This window comes from uncultured Methanobrevibacter sp. (assembly GCF_947169325.1).
Taxonomy (GTDB): domain Archaea; phylum Methanobacteriota; class Methanobacteria; order Methanobacteriales; family Methanobacteriaceae; genus Methanocatella.
In genome coordinates, this window is the sequence record NZ_CAMVPN010000025.1 from 1 (window position 1) to 17166 (window position 17166).

A 17166-nucleotide genomic window follows, 5' to 3' on the forward strand; every position below is an offset into this window, starting at 1 on the left:
GATAAACAATATTTTGTTTTAAATAATAAATTAATTTGGTTATTATATAAATCTTTTGAGTTTGGAGTTTTATCTTTAAATTTATTTAATTCACGAAAATAAGTATTTAAAGATGGAAATTTAGCATATATTAGTTCATTTTCTTGAAGAATATCTTTTAAATAATTTTCATTAAATGCCATGTTATAATTTATATTTTGAAATGAATTTTCAGTCAATAAAGAATGATGTGAAATAATAGTCAATAATGAAATAAAATCCATGGTACTTTTAGGCATGAAAAAAAATCCCGAATACACAGCATGAGGGGGCAATTTTATTTTATTTCCACTCATTAACATTTGATTTTTTGATTGCCAAAGATTTGAAGATTTACCGAAATCATGAAATAAAGCACAAATTCTTAAATTAGAAATAAACTCCTCTGAATTAATCCCCAACAAATTTAATCGATTATTTAATAATTTTAAATTTGCTTTGATAATAATATTCATTATTTTTAATGTATCCAATGAATGTGTTTTTAAAGAAATTCCATTAGATTTTGCAAAAACTTCATTGTTCATAAAAAGACAAACCTCTCACCATCATATTCATAACATTCAATTATAGTATCCAGTTCCCCTTTAGGAACAGAACATAATGTATAAATTTCTTTTTGAGTGTTAAATTTTAAATTAGTAGGAAGTTTAATTAAATCGGAATTAGAATATAAACCGGGAATAATGGATGAAATCCGTGCCGAATTAGTTTTTTCAATATTTACCAATGAAATATTTAAAATATTTACAACATCATCACTTTCACCAAGATATAATGGCCTTTTAGGATTTTCTAGGGCATTCTTTATATTGTTTAAAGAAAATTCACCTTCATCATCAGATAAAATGTAGATAGAATATTTCGGCTCTATTAATCTTTGCCTATTAATCTGGGTACTTAACCAAATTTTATTTATATCATATAAATTATTAGGATTAGAGAACCCCTCCCAATATCCGATAATTACATTTATTAAACTTTCTTCATAATTGACCACTTTGTAATAAATCTCATTATACTCCTGATTATCATCATCTAATAAAAAATTATAAAAAGAATACTTTTTGATATATTTCATTATCTCTTTAATATCCTCTTCATTAGGATGGTTTGTAATTAAGCCATCTAATTTTTTTTTTAAAGCATCTTCAAGTTTATCTTTTTCACGACTGCCCTTATGAATATTGACATAATCTTCAATCAATTCACCAGAATTACAGATAATAATTGAAAATTTTAAATTATTAAAATATTCTGTGTATTGTTTTTTAAGTTTATTTTGTAAACTCTTATTAGGGATGTTATGCAAAGCTTCAAAACCTAAAGCATTTTGAATTAAACCAAATAATGTCGTTAAAGAAGGACAAGGATATGATAATTTAATATTTAAACTACTATAATCACCAAATGAACACCAAAAAGGGATTTCTAAATCAAATCTAAGAGCTTCCATCACTATCACCAGTTAAACTAGCAATTGCACTATCAAAAGCTTTCCTTGGACCTTCACACAATATGAACTCATCATGGTTATTTAAATTTTTCAAAGAATCAATAAAATCCTTTTCATTTTTAATAACTCCTTTAATATATCCTACATAAATTTTTGTCCCTTCTAAATTCAATGCATCATTTACTACTGAATTAAATTGTTCAGTATTTATATTTCCATCTTCATCTAATTTTAATGTTGAAGCTAACCTATGATTATAATATTTCTGTAAACCTATAATAACTAAATCAGGACTAGCATTTACCATTTCACGAGATTGGTTTGCAAAATCTGATAAATTGTATATACCATTTAAAATAGCTATTATTCTTTTTATTTTTTCTTCTGTAGCAATGGAAGCTATATTTTCTACACCAGCTAATTTTCCATTGCTAATTTTTGGAACTTCTTCTAAACCTATATTGTCCAAATCAATTGAAATATTTGATTTATAAATATTTTTGATTAATTGTTTATATGCTATGGCTTGACGAATATCATAAGGAGCTTTAGATTTTTTACCACAATGAGGACAAGTTAAGTCAGTTTCATCTTTTTTAATTTTAACACTTTTGTTTTCTCTTCCTTCTAAAGGATAAAATTTTTTATTACAATTAGGACATTTAATATCTTCAACCATCCTAAAAATTAAATCATTAGTAATAGGATATCTAATTTGTCCTAAAGCGGGTGAAGCTTTAATAGGGCTCCAACGTTTATCACCTGAACTAGGCAATAAATAACCAAACAAATCACAAGTCCAACAATTTTCAATATCCCCACAAGGAAATTCTGGAGTGCACTTAAATTCATCTTTATATTCTCTTTTAATTGAAGATCTGAGAGCGTGTCTCATTGATTGACCTGAAATATATGGTAAACCATTATTATAAGATTTAATTTCTTTTAAATTTGTGCTGCCTTCACCTGCATTCATATTTGTTAAATCAGTTTCAAAAATCCAAGATACCTCAATACTTTTATATTCCATATTATTCATCTCCATCTTAATTTTGATTTTGTTTCTCATATAATGCAGAAGAACTCATAAAAGAAACAAAGTAACTTTTTACTTCTGCAAAGTCTTCATTTTCAAATTCATCGAAAAAAACTTCTAATTCTTTTCCATTAGAATAAAATTCAACATCACTTAATGCAGATTTTTTTGCCATTAAAAAGAATGCCTCTTCAATATACTGATTAAAACTTTGTTTATCTGTTGCATATGCAAACTTGCTTAATAATCCCACATCTTTATAAAATGATTTACCAATATTTGAAGCAATACTTCTGCATGCTTCTTTAAAATTCCTATCTAACATTAAAATTTCCCCCATAATTTGGTTTAAAAAAATTTCTTTAAATAAAAAAATTGGATAATATCCACCAAAAAAACTTATTTCAGATTTTAGCATCTCAAAAAGTGAAAGCGCAATATTATTATAATCTAATTCTAGAAACGATTTAAAAAATTTATCTATTTGATGAGACATGAATCTTCCGAAATTAATTTTATTTAAAAAATCGTTTACTAAATAAATATCATTACCTTTAGTGTCCTTTTGAGCTATTAATATTTTATAAACATTTCTATTTGCTTGAATTCTATTAATCGAAAAAGAATCTTTTGTTATAAAAATCCAATCTACAATATCCATTAGTTCAGTTTCTGTAAACATCTGAAACACATCATCATCAACATCCTTGGAAAAGTTATTTTGAATATTATGTAATAAACTTAAAAGAGCAGCATACTTTGAATTATTATTAAAATTTTTAATATTTGAATTATAATTCATGACATTTGGATCAGAAAAATTAATATATTGACTATCTAATGATAGATTTGTTGCAATTTTTTCTAAAATATTCAAATTTTCAATGTTAGGTAATGCTAAAAAAACATCCCCACTTTTATAAAAAGGTATGTATTTATCAAAAACAGATAACCAGGATAAATATAAACAGTTTGGACAAAATTGAGGATTTTTTCTAAAATTTGTACTAAACCCCTCATTTTCATTATTATGATGCTCATTAATTAAAGGATTGATTGATTGTAAAATATTAATTTGATATTTAGATATAGAGCCACAATTTGGACATGTTTTGTTTTTAAATTCATTTTCAATCATTTTTTTAAAATCAGAAGTTGATTCAAATTTTAATCCATGACTTAAATATTTATCTGAACTATTAATATAACTCATTCTTTGTTTCCAAATTTGTTCTTTAGATTTGACAACAGTTTTTATACCTTTTTCTTTTAATTCATCACGATAATCTTTAGTAATATCTTTAGTTTTTTTAAAATCAGTTTTTTCATTTGGATATTCTTTGTTTGGAACAAATTTATTTGTCAAATTTAAATTATAGTTAATAATTTTAAATATTTGTGAAAAGTTATAAGTTCCATAAATAGCCAGATAATTTATTACAGCATTCAAATAGAAACTAATATCTTTATCGGTATTCGAAAATAAAATTACACAATCATCATATTCATTAATTAAAACATCATTAAAAAAATTTTTTTTTAATTCGATTATTAATCTAACCAAACCATTATTATTCCAAGCATTATTTGTTATATTGAATTTTATTTCATTCATTAAATATCACCTTTCAAAATTTAAAAAAAAAATAATATTTAATTAATAGAATATTTAAATAATATACTATATAAAATTTTATATTTAAATTGTGTATAAATTAATTTAAAAAATGATAACATGAGACTGAAAATAAACCTCCAAGGAAAAAAGAATATCAAAGTGCCTTTCAATTACAACCATATTGTATCTTCAATAATTTATAATAAAATTGTTGATTTAAACCTTGCAGAGGAATTGCACACTTCAAATTCATTTAAATTCTTTAATTTTTCCCAATTAAACATTCAAAATAGAAAAATAACATCAGATGGAATCATTTCAAGAAACGGAAAAATTAGTTTTTATTTGTCTTCACCTAATGACTTTTTTATAAAAAATCTTGTAAGTGGATTTGTAGAAGATTTAGAAGTCAGATTCCAAAATGAAAAACTGATTGTTGAAAATATTGAAGCATTAAGAACTCCTGATTTTAAAGAAAAATCTGAATTTAAAACCATCTCCCCGATTAACATTAGAGACGTCAATGATGAAAACAAAAGAATTGACCTCGCTCCATCAGATAAATTCTTTGAAGGAATTGAAAATAATTTAATTAAAAAATATTGTGTATTCAACAATTTGAAAAGTACTAATAAAAAAATTAAAGCTTATTCTGAAATGGCCAATGTCAAAAGAAAAAGAATCACCATACCGAAAGGCCCAAACACAACTTATCACAGGGCATATATGATGGACATTATTCTTGAAGGGGACATTGACCTGATTGAATTTGCATATGATGTCGGTCTTGGAGAAAAGAATTCAATGGGTTTTGGCATGATTAAATATATTGAACATTATTAATATTTTTTTTATAAAGTACTTTTTTAATCATTTCATACTCGTTAATTTCAAGTATTTGACAATATTGTTTTAATAATTATAATGGAATAATTTCAAACATACATAGTCTTAAAAAAAACAACATAAAAAAAATTTATTTAATTATATTTTTTATAAAAGTCTAAACTCATGATTCAAACGTTATAATTCTTTAATTCCAACATTAATTAATAAATCATAAACTAAATCTAGTTTTTTAGGTTTGGGAGGTACAAAAATAATAAAACCATCCCTTCCTCGTGTTAATAAAACTCTATAACTATTTCTTCTGTATGTATTTGCATCACTGTTCTTATCTTGATGAGGTTTAAATTTCAACCATTCCTTGCCATTCCAAAGCATGTCAATACCCCATACAATAATGGGCATGTCTAGTTCAAGACCTTGTATATTGAATTCTGTAACTGTATCTTTTAGCGCACAACAGGATTTTGAATCTGTTGATGGTGCATTAAACCACTTACCATTATCAATTTTTCGAGTAATATCTGGAGCATTATTTATTTCATATTTAAATAGTCCTCTTGCTTTTGATGATGCTATAAGACCATACTTTTTATTTGGTTCATTTTTGTATCTATTTTCACAATATGATTTTGCAGCTTCAAGTTCTCTTGTGCAGTACATATCATATCCTTCAGCTAAAATACTTTTTGAAAGATCTGCTGCATTTTCAATATCTCCATCAATAAGATAATTTATAAATCTACTTACATTACCGGATAAGTGTGAACGTAGAGAAACAGTTAAATCAAAAGATTCATTATCAATAGTATTTATTAAAAACTGATCTTTAAAAATTGCTGTTAATTTTGGAGGGCATGCAACATCCCAATTTTTATTTCCTTTATTGATTGAATTATTCCATAATATTAAACCTGAATTTTCACCAGTATGAATTTCTTGACCTTCACCAATTAATATCAATAAAACACACCATTCCAGACGTTCTTCACATAATTTAACCATAATCTCTGCTTCAGAATAATTAATGCCTTTCTTTAGCATTCTTTTATCATCCCATGCTCTTTGACCTTCATCAAAAACTATGACATTTTTATTGAAATCTAAAGCACCAGTGCTACAGAATTCATCAACAATGTTACGGATTTCTTTTGCAAATACATCACTTTTTAAAGCATCAGTTAAAACTTCTACTAATGGCCCATTTCCAGATAAATAAATTGAATTAACATCATTTACATCATAAACATATTGAAGTCCTAAATAAGTTTTACCTGCCCCCGGAACTCCAGTGACAAAAGCAATTACATGTTTTTTATTGTCTCTTGCATAAGAAGTTAAATATTTTAAATTTTCTAGTGTTTGTGGAATACATGCACTATTAACTCTGCGTAGATTTGGAAGTTCTTTTTCATCCATAATTCGTCTTGCTGCGTCAACAATTGTAGGTAATGGTTCATATTTTGAAGAAACCCATTTTTTAATATCGCATATATTTACTCCACCAGAATATATTCTATCAAGTACTCTTTGAAGCATGTCATCAGATACGCATTGAACATTATCTATTTTTTTATCTAAATTATTAGTTCCTGTTAAAACAAGGATTGGAATAACATTTTTGTCTCTTGATTCATAATGATATTCTCTTAAATCTCTTGCATATGCAGCAACTTGATCAATATCTTCTTGTTTAATTTTGTTTTTCATTTTAAATTCAAGAACTATAACATCCTCTTTAGACAGTAAAATAATATCTGGTCTTCTTCCAGATTCATAAGGTAACACATACTCAAAAATGATATTTATATTAGAATTTAAGTTTATTGCTTGCATTACTCTAAATGCATCTCTCCAAGCATGGACCTGTTCATCACTTAAATCAAGTGAATAACTTTCTAAAAAAACTGTTTGAAGTTGATTAATGAATTCTTCTTCTTTTACATTACTAAAATTAGCTATTAAATCAGCATAACAACAACGTTCAATTTTTTGTGATTTCCAAGTTCTTATTTCACTAGATTCCATTTTTCATTCCCAACTTAAATAAATTAAAAATAATTATAAAGAATTATGTTTAAACTATTATTTAATTATCTTTAAAATTGGTGTTAATATGGTAAGGTCTGGTTATGAAAAGTCAATTAGGGAATTTTTAGATGAATCAACAGATGCAATATTTGGAGAAATTGACCGTAACTCTAAATTTCAAGCAACAAAAAAACAACAAAAGAATGCGTGGATTTCTCAAATAAATATCTTAAAAGAACAATTAACATGTTTTAGTGAAGGAAATATACTATTTGAATATGATATTCCTAGAATGGGGTCTTATATTGATAATGTGCTTTTAATAAATGGTTTAATATTTGTTATAGAATTTAAAGTTGGTGAAGATAAATATAACCCCCATATTCCCCAATTAAAACGTTACGTAAAACTTTTAAAGAATTTTCATAATGAAAGTGAAGATAAACTTATAATTCCAATATTAATTGCTACAGAAGCAGAAAACTATCAAAACACAATCAGAAAAAATAATGAAAATATTTTTGATATAATTAAGGCAAATAAACATAATTTATCAGAAATTATAACTCCCATAATTAATGACTTTAAAAACGAACAAGATTTAAGTAACTGGTCCAATTCAAAATATAAACCAACACCAACAATTTTAGATGCTGCTAGAACCATATATTCAAACCATGAAACAGACATAAGTAAATTCTCTTCAGAAGAATTGTTTTTAAACGAAACAGAGCAGACAATTGACGATATAATTGATGATTCGAAAAAATTAAATAAAAAATCAATTATTTTCATAACTGGAGTTCCGGGAGCAGGTAAAACATTGATTGGGTTGAATACAGCTACTAAAAGAACTATTAATAATGATGAAAATGCAGTTCTTCTATCAGGAAATGACTCTTTAGTAGAAGTATTATGGGAAGCATTAGCTAGAGACCATTACGACAGAAATGAAGAGAATTATAAAAGAAATAAAATATCTAAACATAATGCTATAGATGATGCTAAAACAAAAGTTAAATCTTTTATTCAAAAACTACATGAATTTAGGAAGGATGCAATTAATGACGAAAGAGTGCAACATGAGCAAATTGTAATTTTCGATGAAGCTCAAAGAGCCTGGACACAAAAGCGAACAGAAAAATTCATGAAAGAAAGAGAAAGTGAGAAATATTTGGGAATGTCTGAACCAGAATTTTTAATAAGTATTATGGACCGTAGAGAAGATTGGGCGGTAATAATCTGCTTAGTTGGACAAGGGCAAGAAATCAATACGGGAGAAGCAGGAATTAATGAATGGTTTGAATCTTTAGAAAAAACATATCCTCATTGGAATGTATATGCAGCAAAAGAACATTTGAATCAAACTAAGAAATACGACAATCTAACGATAATTGACAAAGAATATTTAAATTTATATACTACAATAAGATCATTAGATGCTCCTAACCTTCCAAATTTCATTGAAGATTTGCTAAAAAATGATAAAAAAAATGAAAAAGAAAAATTAAAAGAAGTTAACGAAGAATATGCATTATACATTACACGAAATCTTAAAGACGCAAAAAAATGGATAAAACAACAAATAACAGAATATGACAATCCATCTTTAATTAGGACTGGATTATTAGCACATTCCAATGCTTTACGATTAATACCCGAAGGAATCTTTGTTAAAGCACTTAAATGCCATGACCGTGACAAATACAAACATATTGCCAATTGGTTTTTAAATGAGCCAACCGACATAAGAAGTTCAAATTATTTAGAAATCCCTGCTACACAGTTTGATATTCAAGGTTTAGAAATTGATTACTCAATAATGTGTTGGGATGCTAATTTACGATATATTAATGGAGATTTTAGATATCATAAATTTAAAGGCTCAAAATGGGAACAAATAAAGCAAGAAAATGCTCAAAACTATTTATTAAATACATATAGAGTCTTATTAACTCGAGCACGCAGAGGAATGGTAATATTTGTACCTGAAGGAGATGAGGAAGACCAAACTAGGAAAAAAGAATACTATGATGGAACATATGAATATTTAAAAAGTATTGGAATAAAAGTATTGTCTTTAGAAAATAATGAAAATATAAAATAAAAATTATTAAATTTTATAAAAAAATGGATGATAATAAAATTATCTTATGCAATTTTTAAGATAATCCTCAATGTCTTCATCTGAAAGATTAGACCAGTTTTCTTTTATCCCCTTGCGCAGGGTATTAAGATATTCCGGAAACGGCTTATTATAACGGCGAAGAATTTTATTGGTAATTGTTTTTGCTTCGATGCCGTTTATAGGTTCCAGGTCGATGATATCCTCATACCATCCATATCCCGGTTCAGGAGCGCGTCCGCTATTTTCCTCTCTGGAAACATGTTCAAACTGTTCCCTGGTTATGAGATATGCCACTCCGAGCGCCTTTCCAGGCTTGGTGACATCTAGGAATGAGACACCGCTTCCGTTCCATGAACCGGAAACGTTTCCGAAATACATGTCAAATGGTATATCAACCGCTTTGACTGCAAGAGGCAGGCTGTCATCACCGCAAGACGGATGATATCTGCTTCCTTCAAAAGATCCTCCTTTTATGTAGCAGAGGAATCTTTCCTTGAGAGTGTTGCTTCCGTAGGAAACATACCATACATAGTCCCTGTTCCATGTTGGTATTCTCCTAAGGCTTGAGACATCCCCAAGGTAAACGTAAATGAATGCAAAAATGGTTTTTCCGTTGAGAATAACCCTTTCGCATTGTTTACGGTAGAGGCTGCCTTCCCCTTCGAGCCTGTCAATGGCAGGAATGTCTGATTCCGGAACATTGTATAGCTCGCCGATAATCAAACCATCACCAGGTACGATTGCAGGATACCATCCAACATCGTAGAGGTCATAGCCTTCAATGAAAGCAGTGCCCAGAAGAGTGCTGTTTTCAAGGTAGCTGTGATTGGCCTCGCCCTTCAGGAGCGTCCCGTAAACGAAAACGTTCCTATGGGAAAAGTATTCATTTATTTCTCTGATTTCTTCCTCATAGCTTTCACCCCATGAGCCAAGAAAATCCTTTTTGGATTCCAGTTCCCTGAAATGGGTGATGATATTTCCAATAAGCTCGCTGAATTGTGGGCATAAGTCCGGATGAATGTCGAGAAATTCTCTGAGCCCTGCGCTTATGAAAATATTTAAAGCTTCAATTTGGCCTTTGAAGCCTTCATAGCCGTGTCCTCTGAGGTTTCTTGCACATGAAGCCTCAAGTCCACGTGAAAGTGCGGACTTTTCCCTTAGGGTGAAATCCTGAGGGTATGCAAGGTATGCCTTGATGAGGATTGCTGTGCAGATGTATGTTGGGATGTGGCAGAAGTCGACCCTGGCATCGCTTGGAATATTATAGGAATCAAAAAGCTTGAAGCTTCCGTCTGAGTCCTGGAAATCAAGAACCGCGTTAAGGTTCCTGTTCCAATCGATGTCATTTATGTTTGGATCTTCTGAAAGGAAATCCCTCAAATCGGAAATGATTTCAAAAAGTTCATCAAGTCTAGGTTCATTGGTTTTTTGTCTTTTAAGAATTAATCTGTTCATGGTAATGGTCTCCTAAAGTTTATTAATAAAAAAAGCTATATTATAATTTAAGCTTATTCTAAAAACTATATGGTGTTTTGTTCTTAGAACATTAAATATTGTACTTTACCAGTATATATACTTTTCGGTTATTTAAGAAAAAATGTTAACATCACTGATTCAATCGCCAATTATTTCAAGAAATCCCCTAACTGATAATCCTATTTTCTACTAATGAGACCTCTTTACAATTCCATCATAAAGTTAATATACGATTAGGATAAATTACCATCATGACAACCGAAATCACCGAAATATTAAAAGGATATAATGAGTTCAGCGAAGATCCATATGCGGACTCAATCAAGTTTTTAAGGGAATATATTGAAGTAGAACCCTCAAGCGAAGCATTTTTCGAACTTGGAAAGGCTCTATTTTTCAACGAAGACTATGATGAATCAATAGAATACCTAAAAAAGAGCAGTGACATCAGGTCTGATGCCTATATTGGACTCAACCACTACAAAAAAGAAGATTATCAAAATGCAATCATGCACTTCAAAAAATTCCTGAAGGAAAACGAAAATGAAACCATCCTTACATATCTGATGCTTTCACATGAGAAATGCTCTGACTGGCAAAATGCTTTAGCATGCGGCGAAAGGCTTCTAGAAATCAATCCAGACAACATTTCGATAAAAATCGATTTGATCGATTATCATTTCAATCTAGAACAGTACGAAAAGTCTCTGGAGTACCTGAACGAATTGAAAATGGTTGAAAAATGCAGATACAAAAGAGGGCTTGTGCTGTTCAATCTCAAAAGATACCAAGATGCCATAGATGAATTGAAAAGCCTCAAAACCGTCAAATCATATAAGCTGATAAGCAAAGCCTATGAAAAGCTTGACAAGCAAACAAAAGCTGTCAGGTATCTCTACAAGGCATATGAGATTGATGGGGGCATCGAAACGCTGTTTGAAATTTCAGATTTCCTTTTCAAAAGCAGGGAATATGAAAAATCAATTCATATCCTAAATGAGATTTTGTATACTGATCCGAAAAACGAGAGAGCCCTTGAAAAAATCGCCGAAGCATACGGCGAGCTCCATAAGTTTCATCATGCAATCAGCTACTGCGAAACCCTTTTGGAAATCAATGACAAAAACATCAAAGCATATGAGACCTTATCGAATGCCCAATTCTTTTTGGGAGACATTGAAAAGTCCGTAAAAAGCATTGAAAAGGGATTGAAAATAAATTCAAAATCCGCAGAATTGTGGAATCTGAAGGCATGGATCGATTATGCGATAAGCGATTTTGAAGCGTACGTGAGTGACTTTGAACAGATACTTAAGCTAAAGCCCAATACCGTGGAATACTATATTGTGCTGATTAGGGAATTTGCTTTTGAAAATCAACTGGATCGGGCCCGAAAATATTATGAAAGGCTTATGTTTTACAATCCCTCATTTAAAATGAGCTTTGATGAAGTGATAGGAGATATCCCTCCCAACGAATCATTGTACCCCTGCGGTTATTATTGTTGTTAATGATGAATATTGTCCTAACATTTCAAAGCCCCTTTGTAGCGCATCTTCCTCTTTAAAATCCATATGACAGTCCCCTGCCTTTTTTTGAATATTCGTCCTTTTTTATAAAACGACTGTAATTATATCATCAGAGCCCTCTTCATCATTTTCAGCTCATAGCCACCGCTTCATCCACAAATGTCTCCCCCATCAATCCAGCTTCCGCAGTTCGGACAGATTCCCCTATTTTCACCGCTAATTAATAATTAAATAATCACAAACAATACTAGCCAATTGATTTTTTATTACCCCAAATTACTGATTCAAATCAACTTAAGTCAATCAAGTCAACATCGGCAATGCATAAACAGATTCTATAGTCTCTTTTTTCTTGCTTGATGTCATAAGCCAAATTTTGCGGCGATTAAATCTGTTGTAAATATATCCTGGAAATATTAACCTTTTCAATTTCTTCTTCCATCGCATCCCGGCTCATTTTCTTCTTACTGCAATATGCCGAGTCCCATTATAAAACTGCAGATATTTGGCATAACTGACTTGGGGAATATCTTTGAGATCTGAAGCCATTGAAGTAAATGAGCAACTTGTTTTTTGACTGTTTGCAACATAACCTATTTTACTGTTATCGAGATAAACTGCAATGGCATCCTTATCATGTATGTTGTCCGGTTCCTTGACAAGCTTTAATTTCATGCCTTTTCTTAATCTTCGATGGTTAAAAAATTCTGTTTCAGCTATTGTAATCAGTTTTTCCTTTGGATAACTGTGTAATTCGAACAGTTCCTTTGCTTGTGAATCATCAAGCAATTCCGCTGAAACCAATCTGGGGAAATCGTGATTATCCGGACAATTTTTATAAAACAAAGGTTGGGCATAGGATATCTCTGGAAGATATGTAAGTTCGCTGGCATTAGACTCAAGCGAGGACTTGCCAGGTTTCAAATCATTCGAAACAAAGCCTATTTCATTATTGTCTAGATATACTGCAATGTGACCTTCATCTCGCCTAACCAATTTAAAAATAGGCAAGTGGTCGCCAAACTCAATATTGGATGCCCTGATTTTGATAAATTTCTTTCGGGCATGCCCTTTGTTGCGTTTACTTTTATCATTGCGGTCAATTTTTATTCTGATTTTTTCTTTTAAATCGTCAATTTCAATTTTTAAACGTTTTAAGCTGAATTCTTCACTTACATTGCTCTTTCTTAGACAGTTATCTATTTCATCGTTGGTTTGGTTGAGAATAACCATTGCTTGGTGCAAATTTGCATTATCGTATGACATTTCGCTGTTGATTATGTATCTGACCCTGTTTATCTTTTGGTCAGATTCATTTCTAACATGAAATGAATCATCATCATTTTGGCCATAATCATAGCCTCCACTTCCTCCGCAGCATCCGCAGATGTCTCCCTCATCAATCCAGCTTCCGCAGTTCGGACAGATTCCCATATTCATCACCACTCCATAATTTCAATCAATCCCAGTCATAATCCATAATCAAATCACCGGCAGATATCCTGTCATACCTTTTTGGCTCATCCTTCAGCCTGTGGTCTTTAAAGTCGACCTCATATCCTATTGTGCTGTACTCATCCTTGATAAAGTGGGCTACGACCTTGCATCCCGGCCTCAGCTCAAGGATGTTTGCCCTATCAGTCTCCCAATGAGCATCGTATCCCCCAGCGCATTCATGAAACTTGCGACCTGTAATGGATTCCTTCTTTCGAACCGCTGAGCGGAACCATTCCGCATCATTCAAACCGTTGAAACTGCTGCGAAAGCCGTATCTTCCTATTTCGTTTGATGAATAGTCATAGACAATGCTGTCGGTTGTTGAAAAGTACTTATTCTTTCTTATAATGGATATGTCGATGTCCCCCCCAGGATAGGGCTGGACTATATTGACCTTCGCGTCCCTAACTTTCGAAATGTCAATGCTGTTCCTTATCCCTGCAGTGATATGGTTAGGCTCCTGCAGCTTTTCAAGATTTCGGTAAAAGGCCTGTATCGAAATGTCGAGAAGCCTTACTTCAATTGGCCTTCTGGCGCCTCTTGAATATCTCATTTCATATTCTTCTTCAACCCACCTGAAGGTTGTTCCGCAATGGGGACAGTACGGATCCCCGTTCATTACAATCTCTCCGCAGTTCGGACATGTCGGCATTATTATTCCCTCCTATATTTTAAAGATTATTGGCAAATGGTCACTTAACTGTGTCCATTTAACTTCATCACCAATTTCAAATTCATTAATCCTTCCTTCTGATGCAAAAACATGATCTAAATGGTATGGCTTATCCAAATGCCTGTACATGAAAAATGTTGCCTGAGACTCTTCACCTTGCTTTTCTTCTTTCAAATAATGATAAGTATCTACAAGACCGATTTCAGACATTTTCTCAATCATTCTATAAACATTTTTAGCATGAGTACTTTTCAATCTGGCATCACAATTAAAATCTCCACACATGATTAAGTCTTCATTGAAAAATCCGCTACCCTTATGCAGTTCATAATACCTAGTAATCTCATTGGGATATTCAGCGACTTTATATTTAACATTCGGATTTGTCCAAATCCCTAAAAGGTTAAGACTATCGTTTACTCTAACTGGAATGAAATATCTAAGACCGCCATCATCCAAATCAACCAAGTCCAGTTTTATATCATCACTAGCAAAAATGCCTAATCCTTTATGAATATTCTCCCCAACCCAATGATAATTGGATGCAAATTCCTTATATTCCTCAACTTTAGATTTTGAAGGGTCTTCACATTCCTGAATGACATAAATATCAGCATTTTCCTTTATAATCTCTTTGAATACATCACTGAATTTACCATTACAGTTCCAACTAACAATTTTCATATATTTAGTATATATAATGTGACTAATATATTTTTTAACATTTTTAATGAATGATAGTTTTTAAAATAATTGGTTTGAAGTTAATGCACCATAAAATAAAGGTAAGGCATAATAATTCCTTAAATCAATCCACCAACAAGTATAAAAATAAAGTAATACATAAATATAGTTAGTTTACTGCTTTATAATCTAAATGGAGGTGACAATATGGCAGAAACAAAAGAGATTATCATTGCAATTGTAGGATACATCCTCGCAATCTTTTCCCCGATACTTGGAATAATTGTCGGTGCAATACTCTACTTCACACAAAAAGAAAATCCTTTTTACTTTAAGCATGGAAAATATATGATTATCGTTGCTGTAGCTGTGTGGGTAATAGGAATAATCCTTGTGATGGCAGGACTTGCCCCATCATTATTCTAGCTTATTGATTCAATAAGCTTTTTTTATTTTTTTTCAAATTTGTATATGACTCTAAAATCAATATTTAATTTAAATTACTTATTTTTAAGCATCTTGAATATCTCTTCACCCAATACACGGGCTCCCGCAATGACAACGGCAGTGCCGTCTACCCATTCAGCCTTGTTTTTCTCCATTTCAAGTTCCCTTTGTCTTTTAATCTCACGAGCTTCACCTGCCATTCGGGAAAGGTCATCATCACATTTTCCATCTAAAATTTCAACTATCTCGGAGTTGACCTTCAAATCGCGATTTTTGGATGTCAAAAGGGGATGGGTATTTTTATATATCACCAAAAGGTCATCGACAATAGCTTGGCTCAAACGTTTATCAGGCATCAGGTCATGGTCCTCATCAAGATCGTATTCCTGCTTAAAATATGAATCATAACATTCGAATGCTTTTTTATACTCATTGAATGCATTTGTGAACTTATTTTTTTCCATATTTCCCTGAGCCCATTTCAGATGCTTGAAGTAATCCTCTCTCAATTTTTTAATCCTGCTTTTTTTGTTTTCAATTTCAATTTCGCGTTTTCTTTTCTCAACGAGCTGGTTGTTTTTTGAAACGATACTCTCGTTTCCTGTTCTTTCAAGAATCTCTTCGCAGTCCCTAATCAAGTCATATGAAGGAGAAAGGAAATAGTGAATTTGGCTGTCGTAATGGATTCTGGAGATTAAATTAATGTCTAATTGGGTAAAAAAGTCCGCTGCAGAAGTAATCCATGTATCTAATCCATGGACCTTTCTGTAGCTGATGTAGTCTTCAGCCCGCTTCAGAGCCTTTTTATAATATTCTATTTTATCACTGTCATAATGTGCATTTCTTGCCTGTTTTAAAGAAGACATGCATAATTCCTCTTTAGTTTTAATCACATCCAATGGAGTCAGAGGTTCATATTCGTATTCATCTTCATATTCGTCGCTTTCGTCTTCATATGTGAATATGGTTCCGCAATTCGGACAGTACGGATCACCGCCTGTCACTATTTCACCGCAGCATGGACAAATCACCATATAAAACACCTCAATTAAATTAATTTTGCACCGCAATTTGAACAGAATTTACTTCCCTTTTGAACAGGAGCTCCACAATCTCCGCAGAAATTGGGTTGTGCTTCCTGAGTGTCATCAGCCAGATCGGATTTTGAAGATTCCTTTTTTTCACTGAACAATTCGGCTTTTTTAATTTCAAATTCCTCTTTAGTGAGCAGTCCCTTTTCATATAACTCAGCATATTTAAGAAGAATGTCTGATTCATTATTATCATCTTCAACAATATGGTCCTCAATAATGGATTTGGATGCTTCGGCATATGATGATGCAATTCTATATATTAAGCTTTTTCCGGATTTGGTAACTAAGGTCACTATTGTATAAACAAATCCCTTCTCCCCCAAATAAACCCTCTTTATATCATCATACAGTAATACAGAACCTGTTGACTTAACGCTGATTCTGTCATCATAAAACAATAATTCTGTCGGTGCCCATGAAGTGTTGCCCTCATTCAGAGCTCCCAATAATGCTCCTGTTTTTCCAAGTACCGCTGACCCAATGACAATATCTCCGACACCGCTGCTTTTGTAAGGTATTGAAACAGGATATTTGCCCTTTTTTAAGATTTCATGCTTTTTCTTTTCAATTTCCCTTGCCTCTTTTTGCGGTGTTTTTCTTAATCCCATATAA

15 protein-coding genes are annotated in these 17166 nt (G+C 31.4%); 4 read left to right on the forward strand and 11 right to left on the reverse strand.

From position 1 onward, the window contains the following. The 4 genes from Q0W26_RS05205 to Q0W26_RS05220 all read right to left on the reverse strand — a co-directional run. The coding region (locus Q0W26_RS05205) for a CRISPR-associated endonuclease Cas3'' (RefSeq protein WP_298523153.1) at nt 1-566 on the reverse strand (566 nt) is incomplete at its 3' end. Further along, on the reverse strand, nt 563-1495 hold the full coding sequence (cas5, locus tag Q0W26_RS05210) for a CRISPR-associated protein Cas5 (RefSeq protein WP_298523155.1): 933 nt from the start codon (nt 1493-1495) through the stop codon (nt 563-565). The genes cas5 and Q0W26_RS05205, both read right to left, overlap by 4 nt. After that, the gene (locus tag Q0W26_RS05215) at nt 1482-2525 is read right to left on the reverse strand and encodes a hypothetical protein (protein ID WP_298523157.1); all 1044 of its coding nucleotides are present in this window, start codon (nt 2523-2525) and stop codon (nt 1482-1484) included. The genes cas5 and Q0W26_RS05215 overlap by 14 nt, the downstream gene beginning before the upstream one ends. A 16-nt stretch (nt 2526-2541) precedes the next feature. Beyond that, entirely contained in the window at nt 2542-4146 is a 1605-nt protein-coding gene (locus tag Q0W26_RS05220) for a hypothetical protein (RefSeq protein ID WP_298523159.1), read from the reverse strand. A gap of 120 nt (nt 4147-4266) precedes the next feature. Between Q0W26_RS05220 and cas6 the strand changes: the two genes are divergently transcribed. Continuing rightward, nucleotides 4267-4992 carry a CRISPR-associated endoribonuclease Cas6 gene (cas6, locus tag Q0W26_RS05225; RefSeq protein WP_298523162.1) on the forward strand — a complete coding sequence of 242 codons (726 nt, stop codon included), beginning with the start codon at nt 4267-4269 and terminating at the stop codon, nt 4990-4992. Between the two features lie 180 nt (nt 4993-5172). Here cas6 and Q0W26_RS05230 read toward each other — a convergent pair whose 3' ends face one another. Then, nucleotides 5173-7023 carry a DNA/RNA helicase domain-containing protein gene (locus tag Q0W26_RS05230; protein ID WP_298523163.1) on the reverse strand — a complete coding sequence of 617 codons (1851 nt, stop codon included), beginning with the start codon at nt 7021-7023 and terminating at the stop codon, nt 5173-5175. Nucleotides 7024-7111: 88 nt separating this feature from the next. Between Q0W26_RS05230 and Q0W26_RS05235 the strand changes: the two genes are divergently transcribed. After that, nucleotides 7112-9133, forward strand: coding sequence for a DNA/RNA helicase domain-containing protein (locus Q0W26_RS05235; RefSeq protein WP_298523164.1), 2022 nt, complete (start codon nt 7112-7114; stop codon nt 9131-9133). A gap of 39 nt (nt 9134-9172) precedes the next feature. On the opposite strand, the gene Q0W26_RS05240 is transcribed toward Q0W26_RS05235, so the two are convergent. Next, on the reverse strand, nt 9173-10609 hold the full coding sequence (locus Q0W26_RS05240; protein ID WP_298523165.1) for a gamma-glutamylcyclotransferase: 1437 nt from the start codon (nt 10607-10609) through the stop codon (nt 9173-9175). Nucleotides 10610-10881: 272 nt separating this feature from the next. Between Q0W26_RS05240 and Q0W26_RS05245 the strand changes: the two genes are divergently transcribed. Then, a complete protein-coding gene (locus Q0W26_RS05245; protein ID WP_298523167.1) occupies nt 10882-12141 on the forward strand; it encodes a lipopolysaccharide assembly protein LapB in 1260 nt (419 codons plus the stop codon). Between the two features lie 471 nt (nt 12142-12612). On the opposite strand, the gene Q0W26_RS05250 is transcribed toward Q0W26_RS05245, so the two are convergent. Genes Q0W26_RS05250 through Q0W26_RS05260 form a run of 3 tightly spaced genes read right to left on the reverse strand, consistent with a single transcriptional unit; the run spans nt 12613 to nt 15013 of the window. Continuing rightward, the gene (locus Q0W26_RS05250) at nt 12613-13593 is read right to left on the reverse strand and encodes an HIRAN domain-containing protein (RefSeq protein ID WP_298523169.1); all 981 of its coding nucleotides are present in this window, start codon (nt 13591-13593) and stop codon (nt 12613-12615) included. 25 nt (nt 13594-13618) lie between these two features. Then, nucleotides 13619-14308: a zinc ribbon domain-containing protein gene (locus Q0W26_RS05255; protein WP_298523171.1), complete on the reverse strand. Its 690-nt coding sequence runs from the start codon at nt 14306-14308 to the stop codon at nt 13619-13621. A gap of 12 nt (nt 14309-14320) precedes the next feature. Then, on the reverse strand, nt 14321-15013 hold the full coding sequence (locus tag Q0W26_RS05260) for an endonuclease/exonuclease/phosphatase family protein (RefSeq protein ID WP_298523173.1): 693 nt from the start codon (nt 15011-15013) through the stop codon (nt 14321-14323). Between the two features lie 207 nt (nt 15014-15220). On the opposite strand from Q0W26_RS05260, the gene Q0W26_RS05265 reads away from it, so the two are divergent. After that, complete coding sequence (locus Q0W26_RS05265) at nt 15221-15439, forward strand: hypothetical protein (protein ID WP_298523175.1); 219 nt, start codon at nt 15221-15223, stop codon at nt 15437-15439. Between the two features lie 74 nt (nt 15440-15513). Here Q0W26_RS05265 and Q0W26_RS05270 read toward each other — a convergent pair whose 3' ends face one another. Together Q0W26_RS05270 and Q0W26_RS05275 are read right to left on the reverse strand one after the other, a co-directional pair. Next, complete coding sequence (locus Q0W26_RS05270) at nt 15514-16494, reverse strand: zinc ribbon domain-containing protein (protein ID WP_298523177.1); 981 nt, start codon at nt 16492-16494, stop codon at nt 15514-15516. Between the two features lie 14 nt (nt 16495-16508). Next, nucleotides 16509-17162 carry a zinc-ribbon domain-containing protein gene (locus tag Q0W26_RS05275; RefSeq protein ID WP_298523178.1) on the reverse strand — a complete coding sequence of 218 codons (654 nt, stop codon included), beginning with the start codon at nt 17160-17162 and terminating at the stop codon, nt 16509-16511. Nucleotides 17163-17166 lie beyond the last annotated feature (4 nt).

Excerpts from the sequence above, each read along its gene's own strand:
- cas5 (WP_298523155.1), bottom strand. The coding sequence starts at position 1,495 with ATGGAAGCTCTTAGATTTGATTTAGAAATCCCTTTTTGGTGTTCATTT.
- Q0W26_RS05215 (WP_298523157.1), bottom strand. The coding sequence starts at position 2,525 with ATGGAATATAAAAGTATTGAGGTATCTTGGATTTTTGAAACTGATTTA.
- Q0W26_RS05220 (WP_298523159.1), bottom strand. The coding sequence starts at position 4,146 with ATGAATGAAATAAAATTCAATATAACAAATAATGCTTGGAATAATAAT.
- cas6 (WP_298523162.1), top strand. The coding sequence starts at position 4,267 with ATGAGACTGAAAATAAACCTCCAAGGAAAAAAGAATATCAAAGTGCCT.
- Q0W26_RS05230 (WP_298523163.1), bottom strand. The coding sequence starts at position 7,023 with ATGGAATCTAGTGAAATAAGAACTTGGAAATCACAAAAAATTGAACGT.
- Q0W26_RS05235 (WP_298523164.1), top strand. The coding sequence starts at position 7,112 with ATGGTAAGGTCTGGTTATGAAAAGTCAATTAGGGAATTTTTAGATGAA.
- Q0W26_RS05240 (WP_298523165.1), bottom strand. The coding sequence starts at position 10,609 with ATGAACAGATTAATTCTTAAAAGACAAAAAACCAATGAACCTAGACTT.
- Q0W26_RS05245 (WP_298523167.1), top strand. The coding sequence starts at position 10,882 with ATGACAACCGAAATCACCGAAATATTAAAAGGATATAATGAGTTCAGC.
- Q0W26_RS05250 (WP_298523169.1), bottom strand. The coding sequence starts at position 13,593 with ATGGGAATCTGTCCGAACTGCGGAAGCTGGATTGATGAGGGAGACATC.
- Q0W26_RS05255 (WP_298523171.1), bottom strand. The coding sequence starts at position 14,308 with ATGCCGACATGTCCGAACTGCGGAGAGATTGTAATGAACGGGGATCCG.
- Q0W26_RS05260 (WP_298523173.1), bottom strand. The coding sequence starts at position 15,013 with ATGAAAATTGTTAGTTGGAACTGTAATGGTAAATTCAGTGATGTATTC.
- Q0W26_RS05265 (WP_298523175.1), top strand. The coding sequence starts at position 15,221 with ATGGCAGAAACAAAAGAGATTATCATTGCAATTGTAGGATACATCCTC.
- Q0W26_RS05270 (WP_298523177.1), bottom strand. The coding sequence starts at position 16,494 with ATGGTGATTTGTCCATGCTGCGGTGAAATAGTGACAGGCGGTGATCCG.
- Q0W26_RS05275 (WP_298523178.1), bottom strand. The coding sequence starts at position 17,162 with ATGGGATTAAGAAAAACACCGCAAAAAGAGGCAAGGGAAATTGAAAAG.